At 66.6% G+C, this 17,924-nt stretch carries 18 protein-coding genes; 5 read left to right on the top strand and 13 right to left on the bottom strand.

Going from position 1 to position 17,924, the window contains the following annotated elements:
* The 6 genes from EX88_RS27145 to EX88_RS0114660 form a co-directional block, all read right to left on the bottom strand.
* On the bottom strand, nucleotides 1–286 hold a 286-nt coding region (locus tag EX88_RS27145; RefSeq protein WP_235186298.1), incomplete at its 3' end, for a hypothetical protein.
* Nucleotides 283–543, bottom strand: a complete 261-nt coding sequence (locus tag EX88_RS0114680) for a hypothetical protein (protein WP_152566283.1) — start codon at nucleotides 541–543, stop codon at nucleotides 283–285. The genes EX88_RS0114680 and EX88_RS27145, both read right to left, overlap by 4 nt.
* Nucleotides 544–1,144: 601 nt before the next feature.
* On the bottom strand, nucleotides 1,145–1,735 hold the full coding sequence (locus EX88_RS0114675; protein ID WP_200875851.1) for a hypothetical protein: 591 nt from the start codon (nucleotides 1,733–1,735) through the stop codon (nucleotides 1,145–1,147).
* Nucleotides 1,736–1,786: 51 nt separating this feature from the next.
* On the bottom strand, nucleotides 1,787–2,392 hold the full coding sequence (locus EX88_RS0114670) for a hypothetical protein (protein WP_200875850.1): 606 nt from the start codon (nucleotides 2,390–2,392) through the stop codon (nucleotides 1,787–1,789).
* A 109-nt stretch (nucleotides 2,393–2,501) separates the two neighbouring features.
* A complete protein-coding gene (locus EX88_RS0114665) occupies nucleotides 2,502–2,948 on the bottom strand; it encodes a hypothetical protein (protein ID WP_031372742.1) in 447 nt (148 codons plus the stop codon).
* A gap of 45 nt (nucleotides 2,949–2,993) precedes the next feature.
* The gene (locus tag EX88_RS0114660) at nucleotides 2,994–3,482 is read right to left on the bottom strand and encodes a DUF4019 domain-containing protein (protein ID WP_031372741.1); all 489 of its coding nucleotides are present in this window, start codon (nucleotides 3,480–3,482) and stop codon (nucleotides 2,994–2,996) included.
* Between the two features lie 272 nt (nucleotides 3,483–3,754).
* On the opposite strand from EX88_RS0114660, the gene EX88_RS0114655 reads away from it, so the two are divergent.
* Nucleotides 3,755–4,516 carry a glutathione S-transferase N-terminal domain-containing protein gene (locus EX88_RS0114655; protein WP_036149015.1) on the top strand — a complete coding sequence of 254 codons (762 nt, stop codon included), beginning with the start codon at nucleotides 3,755–3,757 and terminating at the stop codon, nucleotides 4,514–4,516.
* 34 nt (nucleotides 4,517–4,550) lie between these two features.
* Here EX88_RS0114655 and EX88_RS0114650 read toward each other — a convergent pair whose 3' ends face one another.
* A complete protein-coding gene (locus tag EX88_RS0114650; RefSeq protein WP_235186290.1) occupies nucleotides 4,551–5,756 on the bottom strand; it encodes a serine hydrolase domain-containing protein in 1,206 nt (401 codons plus the stop codon).
* 320 nt (nucleotides 5,757–6,076) lie between these two features.
* Here EX88_RS0114650 and EX88_RS0114645 point away from each other — a divergent pair, with 320 nt between their 5' ends.
* Complete coding sequence (locus tag EX88_RS0114645; protein ID WP_031372738.1) at nucleotides 6,077–6,550, top strand: DUF1456 family protein; 474 nt, start codon at nucleotides 6,077–6,079, stop codon at nucleotides 6,548–6,550.
* 60 nt (nucleotides 6,551–6,610) lie between these two features.
* Here EX88_RS0114645 and EX88_RS0114640 read toward each other — a convergent pair whose 3' ends face one another.
* Nucleotides 6,611–7,687 carry a CmpA/NrtA family ABC transporter substrate-binding protein gene (locus EX88_RS0114640; RefSeq protein ID WP_031372737.1) on the bottom strand — a complete coding sequence of 359 codons (1,077 nt, stop codon included), beginning with the start codon at nucleotides 7,685–7,687 and terminating at the stop codon, nucleotides 6,611–6,613.
* A 7-nt stretch (nucleotides 7,688–7,694) separates the two neighbouring features.
* A complete protein-coding gene (locus EX88_RS0114635; RefSeq protein ID WP_031372736.1) occupies nucleotides 7,695–8,270 on the bottom strand; it encodes an ANTAR domain-containing response regulator in 576 nt (191 codons plus the stop codon).
* Between the two features lie 87 nt (nucleotides 8,271–8,357).
* Between EX88_RS0114635 and EX88_RS0114630 the strand changes: the two genes are divergently transcribed.
* From EX88_RS0114630 to EX88_RS26055, 3 genes are all read left to right on the top strand, one after another.
* Nucleotides 8,358–9,338, top strand: a complete 981-nt coding sequence (locus tag EX88_RS0114630) for an NAD(P)-dependent oxidoreductase (RefSeq protein ID WP_031372735.1) — start codon at nucleotides 8,358–8,360, stop codon at nucleotides 9,336–9,338.
* A 522-nt stretch (nucleotides 9,339–9,860) separates the two neighbouring features.
* Entirely contained in the window at nucleotides 9,861–10,907 is a 1,047-nt protein-coding gene (gene tssA, locus EX88_RS0114625) for a type VI secretion system protein TssA (protein WP_031372734.1), read from the top strand.
* A 3-nt stretch (nucleotides 10,908–10,910) separates the two neighbouring features.
* The gene (locus tag EX88_RS26055; RefSeq protein ID WP_152566282.1) at nucleotides 10,911–11,249 is read left to right on the top strand and encodes a hypothetical protein; all 339 of its coding nucleotides are present in this window, start codon (nucleotides 10,911–10,913) and stop codon (nucleotides 11,247–11,249) included.
* Nucleotides 11,250–11,255: 6 nt separating this feature from the next.
* Here EX88_RS26055 and recJ read toward each other — a convergent pair whose 3' ends face one another.
* The 4 genes from recJ to carB all read right to left on the bottom strand — a co-directional run bounded on the left by recJ (nucleotide 11,256) and on the right by carB (nucleotide 17,920).
* The gene (gene recJ / locus EX88_RS0114615) at nucleotides 11,256–12,986 is read right to left on the bottom strand and encodes a single-stranded-DNA-specific exonuclease RecJ (RefSeq protein ID WP_031372732.1); all 1,731 of its coding nucleotides are present in this window, start codon (nucleotides 12,984–12,986) and stop codon (nucleotides 11,256–11,258) included.
* A gap of 8 nt (nucleotides 12,987–12,994) precedes the next feature.
* The gene (locus EX88_RS0114610; protein WP_031372731.1) at nucleotides 12,995–13,936 is read right to left on the bottom strand and encodes a hypothetical protein; all 942 of its coding nucleotides are present in this window, start codon (nucleotides 13,934–13,936) and stop codon (nucleotides 12,995–12,997) included.
* Nucleotides 13,937–13,978: 42 nt separating this feature from the next.
* The gene (gene greA / locus EX88_RS0114605; RefSeq protein WP_036149007.1) at nucleotides 13,979–14,455 is read right to left on the bottom strand and encodes a transcription elongation factor GreA; all 477 of its coding nucleotides are present in this window, start codon (nucleotides 14,453–14,455) and stop codon (nucleotides 13,979–13,981) included.
* Nucleotides 14,456–14,668: 213 nt separating this feature from the next.
* The gene (gene carB, locus EX88_RS0114600; protein ID WP_031372729.1) at nucleotides 14,669–17,920 is read right to left on the bottom strand and encodes a carbamoyl-phosphate synthase large subunit; all 3,252 of its coding nucleotides are present in this window, start codon (nucleotides 17,918–17,920) and stop codon (nucleotides 14,669–14,671) included.
* Nucleotides 17,921–17,924: the final 4 nt, after the last annotated feature.

Raw genomic sequence — 17,924 nt, 5'->3', positions numbered from 1 at the left:
TCCCTGTCCCGATGAAAAACGGCCCGCATCCATGCGGGCCGCCCTCCGGGTCTTCGTTTGCCTTCGCGAGTGCTCGGCGACGCACAGCAACAGCAACAGCACAGGCACAGGCACAGGCACAGGCACAGGCAATAGCAATAGCAATAGCAATGGCAATGGCAATGGCAATGGCAAAGGCAAAGGCAAAGGCAAAGGCAAAAGCACAAGCAATGCCAGCAGCAGCGGAACTTGGGGTAAAAGCACCCTCCTCCCGACTAGCGCGTCGACTGCACAACAACCGCCTCAAGCCGCTGCGACTTCCTCGCATACCGACCGGGCCGCTCGCTCCAACGCTTTCAGACAATTGTCGTGCAGCAGGGAGACGTGTTGGTCGCTCATGGTGTCGCTGTGCACGATCAAGGTCACCTGAGTGCCCACGCCCAGCCCCGAGAAAACGGTGCTGTGTATGACCTTGGTGCTCGGCGCTTCCGCTTGCGGCTTTGCCTGTTCGATGCTCGGCGCTGCCGGAACGACCGTATTACGACCGACGATTTGGATACTCATGCGAACCTTCCGCTGACGGATCATCTGCAGCTCGATTGACTAGTCGCGATTCCGTTCGCAGGCCCTGGAGAAACCGTGTCGCCGATAGCAAGCCGAAGCCTGTACAAGCGATACGCCCAATGGCTGGCACACTTCCTTATGCCCTTGCCCGACTTCGCAGGCATCACAGCCGTGCTAGGTCTCAAACCCAGCTTACAAAATAAAACGTGATGCAGTACGCAATTCGCTTATGAAAATATCAACTCTAGTAAAGTTGGCACACTCAAAGCCGTGCATCCCTGTGAACTTCGGCACACATAGATATGACGAGCAAACCATCCCCGTGTGATCGATAAGCGAATGCAAGTGCGCTACGACATTGGGGCCGATGACTGCGCATGGTTCATGCGCGAACATTCGACAGCGGCATCTGCACGCTACCGCGCGTCTGTATTGCAGTGTGGAATCGGCCGCAAGCAGAAATCGAACAGACGACGAAGCCGCGCCGAATACGATCGGCGCGGCTTCAGCGTGATCCAGCGAAAGTTTCGATCACGACAGCCAGGACAGATCGCTTACTCAGCCGACGACACTGACAGGAAACGAGAGTCCGCCCCTTGCTTTACGCGGTCCGGGTATAGCGCATCACCCAGTTGGTCTCCCAGGTCGCACCGCCGTCGGGCGAAAACGCCTGCTCCCACTGCATGCGGCTGTCGCTGAGGTGGGTGAACACACCGCGCACCCGTACCGGCTTGCCGTCGTGGAGGTCCTCGGAAAAGAAGGTACCGACACGGCCTTCGAATCGTCCGATGCCAGGCGTGTCGATCTTCACCGGGTTGCGGCCGTCCAGCCACCAGTCGGCCCAGGTCTGGCTGTTGGCATCGAACGCGCGCAGACCCATGCCGCGATACACGCCACCGGCCCGATAAGACACGCTGTCGTTGATATTGGCGATGCCTCCGAGCAGGGACTGGCAACGGGTGCTGCCTTCGAATTCCTCCCAGTCGTTATTGCCCGCCAACCGCTTCTTGAGGCGACGATGTTTGACGTCCCAACTGCCGAGAAAGAAATCGAAGTCGCGCTCGGCACCGGCGCGGCGTGCATTCTCCTTCGTGGCCTTTTCGGCGCCGGCAGCGGTGCCGAGCAACATCAAGCCGGGAACCGCCGCGAGCGACCATTGCAGCAGGCGTCGGCGATCGATCGAGTCGGTCATGGGCGTTGTCATCGAGTTCGTGAAGAAGCCTGGCTACGGGACCGCGCCGGCTCAGTCGGCGGCGGCGGTCTTGGTATCGACGCGGATGAAATCGGTGACCCAGTTGAGCTCCCAGGTCTTGCCGTCGTCGATCGAGAACGCCTGCTCCCAACGCGGCGCGTCCGGGCTGGGTTGCGACCAGGTCACCCGCACCAGCACCGGTTTGCCTTGCATCGTGTCCTTGGCGAAGAAACGCCCGAGACCCCGCTCGAAGCGCCCCTTGTTCGGTGGGCTCAGGTCGTCGCCGGGATTGCGTCCGTCGAGCCACCACACCGTCCATTGCCCGGTCTGGGCGTCGTAGGCACGCAGGCTGACCCCGCGATAGGCACCACCAGGCAGGTTGAAGACGTTGTCGCCGGTGTTTCCCCACCCGTCCATCAACGGGCGCTGGCTGAAGCTGCCGTCGAACTCGATCCATTCGCTGCTGCCGACGAAGCGTTGCTTGAGCCGCCGGTGCTTGGTCTTCCAATGGCCGTTCAAGAAATCGAAATCGCGCAGGCCCGACAGATCGGCCGGCTTCGTCGTCTTGGGCGTGTCCTGCGTCGCCATCGCCACCGGGGCCATGACCATTGCCGCCGCCAATAGCGCGGCGCCGAGCGCGTAGCCGATCTGCTTCATCCGACCGTCCTCCTGTGCCTGCCGGAAAAATAGCGGCGCAGTGGACGGCGAAACAGGGCCATTAAGGCCGAAGCCGTAAGGCCAAACGGGCCGCTGCGGAGTCCCGCGCTTACCGGGACTGCAACAGGCGCTCGATTTGCTCGCGCTCGTCGAGCGGACGCTGAAAATCGGCCGGGTACACCGGTTGGTAGTCGTCGCCCTTGAGCAGAAAGATGCCGGTCGAACCCGTCACCTGCTCCTGGATGTCGCCCAGCTCGTAATGCCAGGCCGACCACAACGGCACGCGCAAGGCCGGCGGCAGCACCGGCGAACGGGTGAACAACAGTTCCTCGACCCGCAGATTGAAGCGCATTCGGTTCTTCGATCCCGGCCCAGTGCGCGCCTTTGGATCGATAATCGGCTCGCCACGGCCGCCGACCATGTCCACCGACTCGACCGTCGCGACCACGACGTGATCCGCCTCCCCGACCATCTCTTCGAGAGGCTTGAGAGGTACGGAAGTAGCGCAAGCTGCGCCCGCCAGCAGCAGGGCGAACAGTGCCAGGACGTATTTCATCGCTTGCCTCGGGTAATCACAATCCGGCTCACGCGCCGACCTGTCTTACTTGGATGGATTGAACGAGAGCGTCTGCTTCTTCGACAACCAGTAACCGACCAGCTTCCAGTCCTTGCCGGCCTGCTCGAACACGAAAGTTTCCTTCACGCCTCCGACCTTCGCAAAGTCGGTTTTCACGGCGATCGTCGCGTATTGTCCAGGCGGAGCATTATCGAGTTTCTTCTGAAAACCGAACCCGATGATCTCCCGCTTTCCGGCAGCGCCCAGGGGCTTGCGAATCGTGGCCAGGTGGCCGGTGAATTTTTGCTTCGTGCTGCTAGCCAAAAGCACCGGGCCAACCAGCTCCCAGCTCTCCGCGTAACGACCCTTGTCCAGCCGATCCGCGAACTTCTCAGCCGCCGCAAGCACCTCGCGCTGCTGCTGCTCAGTACCCGCGCTGACCGGCTCTTCTTTCTCCGGTCCGATTCTCACCTTGCACGAGCAAAGCACGAGCACCATCGCCAACATCATTGCCCAAGCGAATTTGCGCGACATCCCTTCCCCCGATCGATGGATCGATCCGCCGTGCACCCAACGCCCCGCAAGGACGTGAATGCACTCCCCTACCTCGTCCTGAGTCTGGGCCAGTTGCTCGCTTGAAGAGCACTGCATACTCGGCCGGCCTCAGGCCTTACTGTACCCAGTCGCCCAGCCGCAAACCACTCCGCCGCGGGCCCGGCAGGCCTGCGCGAACAAGGCCTATCGGCGGACCCGGTACGGTGTTCGCCGTCCGAGCCATGGCAAGCCTTCCAACCAGGATGAGACGCATGACGGCAGATCCCGCAGTGCTCTTGGTCGGCGAATCCTTCTCGCCGTGGACGCAGAAGGCGCGCTGGGCGCTGGAGCACTGCAGCCTGCCCTTCGGCTATCGCGAATACACCCCCACCCTCAGCGAACCCTGGTTGCGCTGGCGAATGCGGCAATGGACCGGCGCGGTCTCGGTGCCGGTGCTGCTGACCGATGTGCAGGTCGTACGCGGGTCCTGGGACATCGCCCGCCATGCCGATGCCCAGGCCGGCGACGGCCGCCTCGGCGATTTCGCCGCGATTGCGGCCTGGAATGAACTCAGCGAGGCCGCGCTCGCCGAAATCCGCACCCGCGTCGTGCGCGGCGTGCTCGCCAGCCCCCCTGCCCTCGACGAAGCCCTGGCCGGCCTGCTGCCTGCGCCCTTGCGCCCGCCGCTGCGCTTCGTCGCCCGCGATGCCGCGCGCCGGCTCGACAGGAAATACCAGCACCTGCTCGTCCCCGGCGCCTTGCGTCGCGCACTCGAAGGACTGCGCGAAGGCCTGGATCGCTCCGGCAGCGGTTATCTGTTCGAGCGCTTCGGCTACGCCGACATCGCGATGGCGGTCGTGCTCGAAGGCATCGCCCCCATCGCCCGTACCGAGCCGCCGCTCGGCCCGGCCCATCGCCGCTGCTGGAGCGACCCGCAACTCGCGCAAGAATTCAGCGATCTCCTGGACTGGCGCGCCTGCCTGGCGCGCTCGCCGGCGACTTCTTATTCGCAATTGTCGGCAATCGCGGGCTGACTGCTTACGCACAAATCCGCTGCAACGCCGCCGGCTATTTCTTGCAACTCGCCGTGGCATCGGCTTTCGTCGCATCCGCCGTCCACAGGCAGACGATGCGGTCCAGCGCAAGACCGGTGCGAGAATTGCTGAAGAAGACGATACCGTCGCGTTGGTGCGGACGCATCAGGAAGTTGGCGCGGAACCCGGCCTGATTGCGGCCATCGTGGCCGACCGCGGTGCTGCCGTCGCTCAAGCGTTGGATGAAATGGCCGAGCCCGTAGACGGCATCGCCGGAAGCGCGTTCGGTGCTGAGCTTCGCCGGCTCGTACATTTGCGCGAGTTGCCGCGGGGACATCGGGCCGATAGTCGTTCCATCGGCCTGCTCCATGCCGGCGATCATCCATCGAGAGAAATCCTCGACCGTGGTGCTCAGGGTCGAGGGCGCCTGCTCGACGTAATAGCGCATCGGCACCGGGCTGCCGTCGTCGCCGTGGCCTTGCGCCGCACGGGCCAACAACTGCGGCGTCATCGCTACGCTGGAGTGCTTCATGGCCAAGGGCGCGAACACGAACTCTTGCGCGAGCTCGGAGTACTTGCGCTGGGTGCTGCGCTCGATCGCGAGCTGCATCAAGGTGTAGCCGCCGCCGGAATACTGGAACTGCGCGCCGGCCGGTGCGAACAGTTCGACCGCGCCGCGTCCGTTGGTCTTGCCGGCGAGGGATTCCTCCAGGCTCGGCAATTCCTTGAAGTCGAGCCAACCTTGGTAGCCGCCGAGGGTGGTGCCGGCGGTGTGCGAAAGCAGATGGCGAAACGTGATCGCACGATGGTCGAACTTGCCTTCGGCCAGCGGCCAAGGCGACAACAGCTCGGCCACCGGCTGGTCCAGGCGGATCTTGCCCTGCTCCACCAGGCTCATCGCCACCCAGGCCGCGATCGGCTTCGACAACGAGGCGGCCACGAATACGGTGTCGGCGGTGGCCGGAACCCGGCCGGCGTGATCGGCGAAACCAAAACCTTTGGCGTACACCAGTTCGCCATCGACGATCAGACCCACCGCCGCACCCTGGATCTTGGCCGACTGCATCAAGGCAGGCACTTCGGCCTCGATGGTCGCGACGAAGGCCGGCGCGACGGACGATGCCGACGCGCCGGTCGCCGTCCCGCAGGCCATGACCAGGGTCAGCGCCGTCGCCCACATCGGCGACGAACGACGGCTCCTGCTGTTGAACGGGTGTTGCGCGGACGCGATGCGAGTCATGGATGCCCTTTGAGGAGTTGCGACGAGATGGCGGAGCGAGATCTCGCGTTCGGCGTTACAGCCCCCTGCCGGACACGAATACGGGCTTGGATGCACCGTTCGAGCATTCGGTTGCCACGGGCGGAGCGAAACCGCCGCGCCGACCGGCTGGCTGAACGCCCCCGTTCACCCCTGCGCGCCCAGGGATGCCAAAATGGCCCACCCACGACTTTCCAGCGCCTGCCCCGGCCTCGCGCCCGGCGCCGCCCGCACCACGAAAGACCCCGAACCCGACTCGCGCTACGCTCCGCCTGCAACAGGCGCGGCGCCATGGAACACCGATGATCAACAACGACGTACTGCGCAGCATCCGCTACATGCTCGACCTCAGCGACCTCAAGGTCGTCGAGATCGCCAAGCTGGCCGACCCGAACCTGGCCCTGGAAAAGGCCGACATCCTGGCGTTCCTGAAGAAGGAGGACGAGGAAGGCTATGCCGAGTGCAGCAACCTGGTGCTCGCGCATTTTCTCGACGGGCTGGTGTTCCACTACCGCGGCCGCGACGAAAGCCAGCCGCAGCGCCCGGTGGAAAAACGCGTCACCAACAACGTGGTGTTGAAGAAGCTGCGGGTCGCCTTCGAACTGAAGGACGTCGACATGCACCAGGCCTTCCAGGACGCCGGCTTCCCGATTTCCAAGCCCGAGCTGACCGCCTTGTTCCGTCAGGCCGACCACAAGAATTTCCGCCTCTGCGGCGATCAGCTGCTGCGCAATTTCCTCAAGGGCCTGACCCTGCGCGTGCGCGGCGGCGGCTGAGGCCGCACGGCACTCCGGTTGCGACGAACGGCGGCTAGGCCGCCTTCGCCCGCCCCTGCTTCATTCCCAGACCGTTCCGTCGAACAGCAGGCTGCGGCGGCTGTCGGCGGCCGGCGCCGCGACCTGCAATCGCTGCGCCGCTTCGCGATAAGTGTCGAGGCGGTGGATGTTGCCGAGCCGGGTCGCGTCTTCGTCCGGCTGCGCCGGCGCCAGCCAACCCCAGCGGCGGAATTGCCGCAAAAACCAGCGCCCGTCCGACAGCCAGGGGAAGTTGACCCGGCCGTCGTCGTGGAAACGCAGGCCGCTGCCGCTGGCGTCGATGGCGCCGCCCGGCAGCAGACAGGCTTCGATCGACGCAGCGGGCAAACCGATCACCTCCGGTTGCGCCAGCCAGGGCACCGCTTGCCGTCGGTGCCCGGCATCGTCGAGCCAACGGCAGGCGTCGAGCAAAGTGGCGGTCAGCGCCAACACGAGCTCCGGCTGCAGGGCGGCGAATTCGCGCCGGCAGGCCAATACTTTCTCCGGGTGCCCCGGCCACAGTTGGCCGCTGCGGATCGCCAGCCGGCCGACGCCGAGCGCTTCGGCCTGAGTCGCCCAGGGCTCTCCGGCGCAGTACCCATCGAGTTCGCCGTCGGCAAGCGCCGCTGGCATCTGCGGCGGCGGCAGGGTCAGACTGCGGACGTCGCGCAGCGGGTCGACGCCTTGTGCGGCGAGCCAGTAGTACAGCCACATCGCGTGGGTGCCGGTCGGAAAGGTCTGGGCGAACACCGGCCGCCTCGGCAGCTCGGCCAACAACTCGCGCAGCGGCCGGCCTGCAGCGAGGCCCTGCGCCAACCGCGGCGACAACGTGATGGCCTGGCCGTTCTGGTTGAGGGTCAGCAGGATCGCCAGATCGGCCTGCGGCCCGGCGATGCCGGCATCGATGCCGTAGACCAGGCCGGCGAGCGCATGCGCGGCATCGAGTTCGCCGGACAGCAGTTTGTCGCGGATCGCCGCCCACGAGGCCTGCCGCTTCAGCACCAGGCGCAGGCCGTGGCGCCGGTCCAGCCCCAGCCGCACCGCCGCGATCAGCGGCGCGCAATCGATCAGGGGCATGTAGCCCAGGGTCAGCGTCGGCACGTCGTCGTCGATAGTCATGCGGCCCTCATCCGATCAGGTCGGCCATGGCGATGATCCGGCGGGCCACGTCGACCAGCTTGGCGCCCTGGCGCATCGCCTGCTGGCGCAACGCGGCGTAGGCCTCGCTCTCGCTCATGCCGCGCTTCTCCATCAGCAGGCCCTTGGCGCGGTCGATCAGCTTGCGGTCGAGCAACTGCTGCTGGACGTCGTCGAGCCGGCGCCGGATATGCAGTTGCTGCTCGAAACGCGCCAACGCCACCTGGATGATCGAGGCCAGCCGTTCCGGGGCCAGCCCGTCGACCACGTAGGCGGTGACCCCGGCGCCGACCGCGGCGCGGATCAGCTGGTGGTCGCCGTCGGCGGAGAACATCACCACCGGCCGAGGTGCGTGCTGGTGCAGCATCGCCAGTTGCTCCAGCGAATCGCGCGAGGGCGAGTCGACGTCGACGATCACCACGTCCGGCTGCTGAGTCTCCACCGCCCGCAGCAAGGCGCCGGTGGCGGCCACTTCGTCCAGCACCTCGTGCCCGGCCGCCAGCAGCGCGTTGCGCAGCTGGCCGATCGGCTTGTCGGTGTCGGTGACCAAGAGGACGCGTAGCATTGCAGCCCTGGCTGGCGGAGTTCGACCCCATGTTGCCATGCAACATGAGCGGCCGCGAGCCACCCCCCGCCGCCTCCAGGAACCCGCATGGCGCTGTTTCCCCTGTTCGCCAACCTGTCCGGCCGCGAGGTCCTGGTGATCGGCGGCGGCGAGGTCGCCACCCGCAAGATCGACGCCCTGCTGCAGGCCGGGGCGCGGGTCGAGGTGCACGCCCATGCGCTCAACGAAACCCTCCAGCAGTGGCTGGACGAGGGCCGGCTGAGGCGCCGCGAGGGGACCTTCGACCCGGACTGGATCGACCAGGCCTGGCTGCTGATCGCGGCCACCGACGACCACGCCTTCAATCAGCGCCTCGCCGACGAGGCCGGGCGCCGCAAGCGCCTGGCCAACATCGTCGACGACGCCACTCTGTCGAGCTTCCAGATCCCGGCCCTGGTCGACCGCGCGCCCTTGCAGGTCGCGATCTCCTCCGGCGGTGCCGCACCGATGCTGGCCCGGCGTCTGCGCGAGCGTCTGGAGTCGCAGCTCGATCCCTCGCTCAGCGAACTCGCCGCCCTGTTCGAACGCCACCGCGACGCGATCCGGCAGGCGCTGCCGCAACTCGCGCAACGGCGGCGTTGGTTCGATCAGGTGCTCGACGGCCCGGTGCCGGGCCTGCTCGAACGCGGCGAGAGCGAACAGGCAGAACAGGCGTTCCGGAAGGCCCTGCAACATAGCGACGCGGTTTCGCGCAGCGGCATGGTGCTGCTGGTCGGCACCGGCGGCGGCGACGCCGGGCAACTGACCTTGCGCGCGTTGCGTGCGCTCAATCAAGCCGACGTGCTGTTGTACGGCCCCGACGTCGCCGCGCCGGTGTTGGTGCTGGCACGGCGCGACGCCCCGCGCCGGCCGTTGCCGGCCGATGCGGAGCAGCAATGGCAGTTATTGCTCCGCCACGTCGAAGCCGGCGATTGCGTGGTCTGCCTGCAACCCGGCGATGCCTATCGCAATGCGCCTGGCGACCGTTTGGCGCAGCGCCTCGCCGAACACGGCATCGCCCATGAGGTGATCGCGGGGCTGTCGGCGTAACCGCAAGCACCGACATGGCACAGCGGACGCGCGACGCGGATCCGCCGAGCAACGCATCCGGCGACTGCATCCGATCTCGCGAATGCATCTCGTCGATCGCAGCCGCCGATGCCTGAATCGAGCGGCCGAGCTCGCCTGGTCGCCTCGGCGATATCGACATCAAGGAGGCGGGCGCAGCTCCAGCGCCGTGCCAAGGCGTCAAATGTGCACCAAGACATATTCACAACGAATTCATGCTTTCGCCCTCGTCCGCTCTCGCTTCCGGACCCGAGGCACGCTGCTGACGCAATTTCGAGGCTAAGCGCGCCGAGCGAATCCGGACGATCCGCCATGCCGGCCGGCACTCGCGTAGCCATCGTTCTCCCACCGCTTAGTAATGTGCCGCGAATTACATTCACTCTGTGGCAGAAGTGCATCACGGAACCTGCCGGGCACCGCGGTTGTTAGACTCCAGGGCGGCTGTTATCCATACCATTCGCTATCGAACGAGCAAGTCACGTCAAAGGACTAAGGACGGTTGGAATGCTTCCTTTCGACACACTGCATTGCGCGTCTTCGCTGATCGGGCCGATCGAACCCGATCGGCCTTGCGGAGAGAACCTCGATCGCGAGGAGGCCTACCTCGGCCTGCTGCGCATCGCGGCCGGTCGGGACCAACCCTTGTGCGGCGCATCCGTGCTCGCCGCGGCGCCGCCCGATTGGGTCCAGGTGGAGCGCGAAGCCTGCGACCTGTTGGCGCGCACGAAGGACCTGCGCATCGCCGCCTTGTTGACCCATGCCTGGTTGCAACGTTACGGCTTGCCAGGGTTCGCCAAGGGCCTGGAGCTGATCGAAGAATGGATGGATCGCTATTGGCTGGAAGTGCATCCGCGGCTCGACGTGCTCGGCCGTTACGACCCGCTGCCGCGTCTGTACGCGATCGCCGCGATCGCCGACGCGATGAGCATCGGCAAGTCGATCCGCAACGCGACCCTGCTGCGCGACCGCCACGGCGTGCTGACCTTGCGCGAGACCGTGCGCACGCTGGTCGAGGCACGCGTCGCAAACCTGCCTAGCGGTTGCAGCCTCGAGCGCAACAGCCTGGCCGTCGATCTGCGCAATGCGCGATCCAGCGGACAAACCGAAGTCTTCGCGGTCGTGCACATCCTGGCGCTGCTCGCGCGGATCAAGGCCCGCCTCGGACAGGCGCTCGACCCGAGCCTGGTACCCGACTTCAGCGCGATCGAGGCGCCCTTGCGCGTCGTCCACGTGGTGCTGGATGCGAGCGCACCGCTCGACTCGCAAACCACGCCCCACCTGCACTCCGACGCCTGCGGCGAGCGGATCGTCCGCCAGGCCACTGCGACGATGTTGGAATTCCGCTCGCGGCGCGAGGTGGCCTTGGCGCTCGAACAGGCCAGCGCCTACCTCGAGCGCTACGAGCCCAGCCATCCGGCGCCGCTGCTGATCCGGCGTGCCCTGCGGATGATGGACATGAACTTCTGCGACATCGTGCGCGAGCTGGTGCCGGCCTCGTTGGCGCACGTGCAGAGCCTGGCCGGCACCTCGGTGTACGTACCGGCCGAGTGAATCTTGTCGGGCCGCGAGCTGCAGGCCGTGAATAATCTACGCGCGTTCGCCGTGCTGCACTGCCTGCTCGGTAATACGGACGTGGGCATCGGTCACGTGTACGCCGAAAGTCTCCATATCCGCGAGGCACTCATCGACTTCGACACCGGCCATCGGCTCGCCCTGCCGCATCTCCACGCTCATGAAATGCGACCAAGGAGCGAACTGCGCAGGCAGGTTGGCGCCGGACAGATCGACGGTAAAGCCGAAAACCCTGCCGGGCCCTCGAAACAAATGTACTTGCATGGTGGTATCCACGATCTTGAAGGATGGCATCCGGGCGAAGCGGCCGGAGCGGCCTGATCCGCTTTAGAGCGAGTCACGATAGACGACATTGAGTTGGATCGCGTCCCCGCCCCGGTAGTCGTCCGGCTCGAGCTTGAAGGCCGCCACGACGTACTTCGGCGGTGGCACTCCCTCCCAGCCGTTGAAATGGATGGCGTTCAAGGGTTCCGCCCTGCCTTCCATTCGCAGCACCAGCTTCAGGTGCTTTTCGCTCAGCACGCGATAGCTGACGACCTCGAAATTTCCGGAAAAAATCGGCTCGGGGAAACCTTGGCCCCAGGGGCCGCCATCGCGCAGCGATTCGGCGTGCACGCGATCGAATTCGCCGGTTTCGAGCTCGCCGTCGCTGAGCACGTCGGCCTGCAACAGTTCCGGGGTCAGGATGCGGCGGGCGCAAGCCTCGAAGGCTTCGCGGAAGGCTTCGAACGCGTCCAGGCGCAGCGACAGGCCGGCGGCCATCGCATGGCCGCCGAAGCGTTCGATCAAGTCCGGGTGTTGCGCGGCGACGTCGGCCAGGGCGTCTCGGATATGGAAGCCGGGAATCGAGCGCGCCGAACCGCGCAATTGCTCACTGCCGGGCTCGGCCGGCGCGAATGCGATCACCGGCCGGTGCAGCCGTTCCTTCATTTTCGAAGCGACCAGCCCGACCACCCCAGGATGCCAATCGTCGTCGAACAGGCACAGCGCCATCGGCATCGCCGCGGCATCGATGGCGACGCGGGCGAAGGCGAGCTCGGCCTCGTCGGTCATCTGCTGCTGCACGGCGCGGCGTTCGGCATTGATCTCGTTGAGCGTCGAGGCGATGTCGCGCGCCTGCGCGGCGTTCTCGGTCAGCAGGCATTCGATGCCGAGCGCCATGTCTTCGAGGCGGCCGGCGGCATTGAGGCGCGGCGCCAGGGCGTAGCCGATATCGGACGCGGTGAGCCGCCGGTAATCGCGCTGGGCGACTTCGATCAGCGCGCGCAGCCCGGCGCAACCCTGCCCGGCGCGCAAACGGCGCAGGCCGGCGGCGACCAGGACGCGGTTATTGGCGTCGAGCGGCACCAGGTCGGCGACCGTGCCGACCGCGACCAGATCGAGTAACACGCTCAGGTCGGGGCCGTTGCCGTTGCCGTCGCCGAAGGCGCCGGCGTCGCGCAGGCGGCGGCGCAGCGCCAGCAACACGTAGAACATCACCCCGACGCCGGCCAGCATCTTGCTGGGGAAGGCATCGCCGGGTTGGTTCGGGTCGACGATGGCGTCGGCGACCGGCAGATGTTCGCCGGGCAGATGGTGATCGGTCACCAGCACCTGCCAGCCGCGCCCGCGCGCGGCGGCGATGCCTGCATGGCAGGCGATGCCGTGATCGACCGTGACCAACAAGTCGGGTTGCAGCGCGGCGAGTTCGTCGACCAGGGCCGGCGACAGGCCATAGCCGTGCACGATGCGGTTCGGCACCGCGTGCGACACGCGTTTCGCGCCGAGCATGCGCAGGCCGCGCACGCCGACCGCGCAGGCAGTGGCGCCGTCGCAGTCGAAATCGCCGACCACGACGATGTGGCGATCGGCGGCGATGGCATCGGCGAGCAAGGCGGTCGCCGCATCCAGGCCCAGCATGCCGTCGGGCGGAAGCAACTGGGTCAGCCGCGGCTGCGCCTGTTCGACGCAAGTCGCGCCGCGCGCGGCGTAGACCCGGCGCAGCAAGGGCGGAATCGCATCCGGCCACGACCCGGCTTCGGCCGGTTCGCGGCGGCGCAGGCGTGCGACGGGTTTCATCGTGTCGTTCAATCCTGCAGTGAACGCAGCGGCTTGCGCCAGAAGCGCCAGCGCTGCGAGCGCGCGCACTCGAAACGTTCGCCGTCGGCGAAGGCCAGGCTGACGCGGTCGAGTGCGCCGGCATCCAGCGCGAGTCCGATCGGCTCGAACCAGTCGCGTTGCAAAGGGGTGACGTCGCGGGCGCCGCGCAGATCGAACAGCCGCACGCCCTCGCCCGCGCTCCAGGCCGGCGGCAGCTCGCCGGCGACGATGCCGGCCTGGGCGCCGAACGCGGTCAGGGCCTCGTCGTCGCTGCGCACTTCGCCGTATTCGCTGCGGACGTGATCGGGCAGCACGCCGCCGCCCCAGAACCACAGCGAATTGATCGGCGCCAGCCCGGCGGCGATGCGCTGGGCGTTGTGCGGATGGTTGTGCAGCAGCACCTGCGCCTCGCTGAGCAAGGCGCGCCAGCGGCGACCTTCGGGGCCGTCGCCTTCGGCACCGGGCAGGTGTTGGAACATGTCTTCGCCGAGCGCCTGCTCGGGCGAGGCGAAACGCGGCAGACGCGCTTCGCGCGACAGCGCCAGATACCAGCGCGTCGGCGTCGGCGCATCGATCGGAAAGCCGGCATCGCCGAACAAAGGCTTCAAGGCCGGCAGCAGCGCGGCGCTGTCGCGTTCGCTCAGCGCCAAGGCCTCGCCATAAGCCAGCAGACGTGCGCCGTTGATGTCGGGGCGCACATAGGCCGGATCGGCGCGCAGCCAGGCGCCGAGCGCGGCATCGCCGACGTCGCGCTGACGCGTCACCGCCGCGACCGGCCAGCCGCGCGGCAGGATGTCGAACACCCGCGCAGCCTGGCCGCCGGCCTCGACGCTGCGATCGGCGCGCCCGAGCCGGCGCCCGAAGGCCTCGCTCAGGCGCTGACCACCGAAACGCGCCCGTTCGGGCAACAGCAGGGTGACGCTGTTCATACGCGGCGGTTCATGCACGGCGAGCGCGGGTGCGGGTCAAGGTCAGCCTTCGTAACTGACGCCGACGATCTCGTACTCGTGGGTGCCGCCCGGCGCTTCGATGACGACGCTGTCGCCTTCGTTCTTGCCGATCAGAGCGCGCGCGACCGGCGAGGAGATCGCGATCAGGCCGAGTTTGATGTCGGCTTCGAGGTCGCCGACGATCTGGTACTTGCGCTCTTCGTCGGTGTCGACGTTGGCCAGCTCGACGGTGGCGCCGAACACGACCTTGGAGCCGGCGTTGAGCTGGCTGATGTCGATGACCTGGGCATGCGACAGCTCGGCTTCGAGCTGCTTGATGCGGCCTTCGATGAAACCCTGCTGTTCGCGCGCGGCGTGGTACTCGGCGTTCTCCTTGAGATCGCCGTGGGCGCGCGCTTCCGAAATCGCGTTGATGACCGCCGGCCGCTTGACCGACTTCAGTTCTTCCAGCTCGGCGCGCAGACGCTGCGCACCCTTCACCGTCATTGGTGCTCTCATTCCAGCTTCCTCATACCGGGCTGTCCCGGCCGATCGAGTTGATTGTTGACCCATTGTGCCGGGAACGCGCGCGCTTGACACCCTTGTGACGGGGCGCCGGGTTCCGGAGCGGCAGCAAGCGGGAGAGGGCGTCCCCTGCCCCGCTCGAGGCGGGAAAGGGGCAAGCGGGCCCGGCCAGCGCAGGGCCCGCTCATTCGGATGGTCCGCGGCCGATCAGGCCGTGGCGGCGCCGATCTGCGCGTGCAGTTCCTGCAGCGACCAGACCGGACCGGTGCCTCGGTAATCCAGCGAGTTCACCAGCGCGCGCGCGCCCGACACCGTGGTCGAGTAGGTCACGCGTTGCTGCAAGGCCTCGCGGCGGATCGAGAACGAGTCCGAGATCGCCTGACGGCCTTCGGTGGTGTTGATGATGTAGACGATCTCGCCGTTCTTGATCAGGTCGACGATGTGCGGACGCCCCTCGGTGACCTTGTTGACCAGCTCGCAGGCGACGCCGTTCTCGCTGAGGAAGCTCTGGGTGCCGCTGGTCGCGACCAGCGTATAGCCGCGACGCACCAGTTCCTGCGCCACCGGCAGCACGCGCAGCTTGTCCGGGTCGCGCACCGAGATGAAGGCCTTGCCCACCGGCGGCGCCTTGATGCCGCCGGCTTCCTGCGCGCGCGCCATCGCCGCGCCGAAGTTCTTGCCGACGCCCATCACCTCGCCGGTCGAGCGCATCTCCGGTCCGAGGATCGGGTCGACGCCCTGGAACTTGGCGAACGGGAAGATCGCTTCCTTGACCGAGTAGTAGTCGGGGACGATTTCTTCGAGCGCGCCCTGCGAGGCCAGGGTCTGGCCGACCATGCAGCGCGCGGCGATCTTCGCCAACGCCATGCCGGTGGCCTTGGACACGAACGGCACCGTGCGCGAAGCGCGCGGGTTGACCTCGATCAGGAAGATCGTGTCGTTGCCTTCGGCATCGGTCTGAATCGCGAACTGGGTGTTCATCAGGCCGACCACCTTGAGCGCCTTGGCCAGGGCCACGACCTGCTGGCGCAGGCGCTCCTGGGTGGCGGCCGACAGCGAGTACGGCGGCAGCGAGCACGAGGAGTCGCCCGAGTGCACGCCGGCTTCCTCGATGTGCTCCATCACGCCGCCGATCAGCACGTGGCCTTCGCGGTCGGCGATGATGTCGACGTCCACTTCGACGGCATTGTCGAGGAAGCGATCGAGCAGCACCGGCGAATCGTTCGAAACCTTGACCGCATCGCGGATGTAACGGGTCAGGTCGGCGTCGGAGTAGACGATTTCCATGGCGCGGCCGCCGAGCACGTAGCTCGGGCGCACCACCATCGGGTAACCGATCTGGCCGGCCAGCAGCAGCGCTTCGTCGGGATTGCGCGCGGTGCGGTTGATCGGCTGGGCCAGACCCAGCTCCTGCACCAGTTGCTGGAAGCGCTCGCGGTCCTCGGCCAGGTCGATGCTGTCCGGGCTGGTGCCGATGATCGGCACGCCGTTGGCTTCGAGCGCACGCGCGAGCTTGAGCGGGGTCTGGCCGCCGTACTGCACGATCACGCCCTTGGGCTTTTCGAGGTCGGCGATCTCGAGCACGTCTTCCAGGGTCAGCGGCTCGAAGTACAACCGGTCGGAAGTGTCGTAGTCGGTCGAGACTGTCTCCGGGTTGCAGTTGACCATGATGGTTTCGTAGCCGTCCTCGCGCAGGGCGAGCGCGGCATGCACGCAGCAGTAGTCGAACTCGATGCCCTGGCCGATGCGGTTGGGGCCGCCGCCGAGCACGATGATCTTGTCGCGGTTGCTCGGCGCGGCCTCGCACTCGTCCTCGTAGGTCGAGTACATGTAGGCGGTGCTGGTGGCGAACTCGGCGGCGCAGGAATCGACCCGCTTGTACACCGGACGCACGCCGATGGCGCGGCGCAGGGTGCGCACCGCGGTCTCGTCGGTGCCGGTCAGCTGGGCGATGCGCGCATCCGAGAAGCCCATGCGCTTGATCGCGCGCATGCGGGTCTTGTCGAGCGCGCCCAGGCCGCCTTCGGCGATCTCGCGTTCGCTGGCGATCAGCTCTTCGATCTGGTCGAGGAACCACGGGTCGACGAACGACAGTGCGTGCACGTCCTCGACGCTCATGCCGGCGCGGAAGGCGTCGCCGATGTGGAACATGCGCTCCGGGCCCGGCTCCTTCAATTCGCGGCGCAGCTTGGTCAGGTCGGCTTCGCTGCTCAGGTCCAGGCCGGTCGGGTCGAGGCCGACCTTGCCGGTTTCCAGGCCGCGCAGCGCCTTGTGCAGCGACTCCTGGAAGGTGCGGCCCATCGCCATGACTTCGCCGACCGACTTCATCTGCGTGGTCAGGCGGGCATCGGCCTGCGGGAACTTCTCGAAGGCGAAGCGCGGGATCTTGGTGACGACGTAGTCGATGCTCGGCTCGAACGAAGCCGGGGTGGCGCCGCCGGTGATCTCGTTGCGCAACTCGTCGAGGGTGTAGCCGATGGCCAGCTTGGCGGCGATCTTGGCGATCGGGAAGCCGGTGGCCTTGGACGCCAGCGCCGAGGAGCGCGACACGCGCGGGTTCATTTCGATGACCACGACGCGGCCGTCGTGGGCGTTGATGCCGAACTGGACGTTGGAGCCGCCGGTGTCGACGCCGATCTTGCGCAGCACCGCGATCGAGGCGTCGCGCAGGCGCTGATATTCCTTATCGGTCAGGGTCTGCGCCGGCGCGACCGTGATCGAGTCGCCGGTGTGCACGCCCATCGCGTCGAAGTTTTCGATCGAGCAGACGATGATGCAGTTGTCCGCGGTGTCGCGGACCACTTCCATCTCGAATTCCTTCCAGCCCAGCACCGACTCTTCGACCAGGATTTCGTGCACCGGCGAGAGTTCCAGGCCGCGCTTGGCGATCTCCTCGAACTCTTCCTTGTTGTAGGCGATGCCGCCGCCGGTGCCGCCGAGGGTGAAGCTGGGGCGGATGATGGTCGGGTAGCCGACGCGGGTCTGGATGTCGACGGCCTGCTCGAAGGTGCGCGCGACTTCCGCCTTCGGGCATTCCAGGCCGATCTCGCTCATCGCGATGCGGAACAGCTCGCGGTCTTCGGCCATGCGGATGGCGTCGCGCTTGGCGCCGATCAGCTCGACGTTGTACTTCTCCAGCACGCCGTTGTCGGCCAGGTCGAGCGCGCAGTTCAGCGCGGTCTGGCCGCCCATGGTCGGCAGCAGCGCGTCGGGCTTTTCCTTGGCGATGATCTTCTCGACCGTCTGCCAGTTGATCGGCTCGATGTACACGGCGTCGGCCATATTCGGGTCGGTCATGATCGTGGCCGGATTCGAGTTGACCAGCACGACGCGGTAGCCCTCGTCGCGCAGCGCCTTGCACGCCTGCGCGCCGGAGTAGTCGAATTCGCAGGCCTGTCCGATCACGATCGGGCCGGCGCCGATGATCAGGACGGTTTTGATGTCGGTACGCTTGGGCATGTCG

The organism is Lysobacter antibioticus, from assembly GCF_000731095.1.
GTDB classification, from domain to species: Bacteria; Pseudomonadota; Gammaproteobacteria; order Xanthomonadales; family Xanthomonadaceae; genus Lysobacter; species Lysobacter antibioticus_B.
This window is presented reverse-complemented; position numbering and strand designations above follow the sequence as displayed.

What these genes read in the sequence shown, in the direction of transcription:
- EX88_RS0114680 (WP_152566283.1), bottom strand. Translation starts at nt 543, where the DNA reads ATGAGTATCCAAATCGTCGGTCGTAATACGGTCGTTCCGGCAGCGCCG.
- EX88_RS0114675 (WP_200875851.1), bottom strand. Translation starts at nt 1,735, where the DNA reads ATGACCGACTCGATCGATCGCCGACGCCTGCTGCAATGGTCGCTCGCG.
- EX88_RS0114670 (WP_200875850.1), bottom strand. Translation starts at nt 2,392, where the DNA reads ATGAAGCAGATCGGCTACGCGCTCGGCGCCGCGCTATTGGCGGCGGCA.
- EX88_RS0114665 (WP_031372742.1), bottom strand. Translation starts at nt 2,948, where the DNA reads ATGAAATACGTCCTGGCACTGTTCGCCCTGCTGCTGGCGGGCGCAGCT.
- EX88_RS0114660 (WP_031372741.1), bottom strand. Translation starts at nt 3,482, where the DNA reads ATGTCGCGCAAATTCGCTTGGGCAATGATGTTGGCGATGGTGCTCGTG.
- EX88_RS0114655 (WP_036149015.1), top strand. Translation starts at nt 3,755, where the DNA reads ATGACGGCAGATCCCGCAGTGCTCTTGGTCGGCGAATCCTTCTCGCCG.
- EX88_RS0114650 (WP_235186290.1), bottom strand. Translation starts at nt 5,756, where the DNA reads ATGACTCGCATCGCGTCCGCGCAACACCCGTTCAACAGCAGGAGCCGT.
- EX88_RS0114645 (WP_031372738.1), top strand. Translation starts at nt 6,077, where the DNA reads ATGATCAACAACGACGTACTGCGCAGCATCCGCTACATGCTCGACCTC.
- EX88_RS0114640 (WP_031372737.1), bottom strand. Translation starts at nt 7,687, where the DNA reads ATGACTATCGACGACGACGTGCCGACGCTGACCCTGGGCTACATGCCC.
- EX88_RS0114635 (WP_031372736.1), bottom strand. Translation starts at nt 8,270, where the DNA reads ATGCTACGCGTCCTCTTGGTCACCGACACCGACAAGCCGATCGGCCAG.
- EX88_RS0114630 (WP_031372735.1), top strand. Translation starts at nt 8,358, where the DNA reads ATGGCGCTGTTTCCCCTGTTCGCCAACCTGTCCGGCCGCGAGGTCCTG.
- tssA (WP_031372734.1), top strand. Translation starts at nt 9,861, where the DNA reads ATGCTTCCTTTCGACACACTGCATTGCGCGTCTTCGCTGATCGGGCCG.
- recJ (WP_031372732.1), bottom strand. Translation starts at nt 12,986, where the DNA reads ATGAAACCCGTCGCACGCCTGCGCCGCCGCGAACCGGCCGAAGCCGGG.
- EX88_RS0114610 (WP_031372731.1), bottom strand. Translation starts at nt 13,936, where the DNA reads ATGAACAGCGTCACCCTGCTGTTGCCCGAACGGGCGCGTTTCGGTGGT.
- greA (WP_036149007.1), bottom strand. Translation starts at nt 14,455, where the DNA reads ATGAGAGCACCAATGACGGTGAAGGGTGCGCAGCGTCTGCGCGCCGAG.
- carB (WP_031372729.1), bottom strand. Translation starts at nt 17,920, where the DNA reads ATGCCCAAGCGTACCGACATCAAAACCGTCCTGATCATCGGCGCCGGC.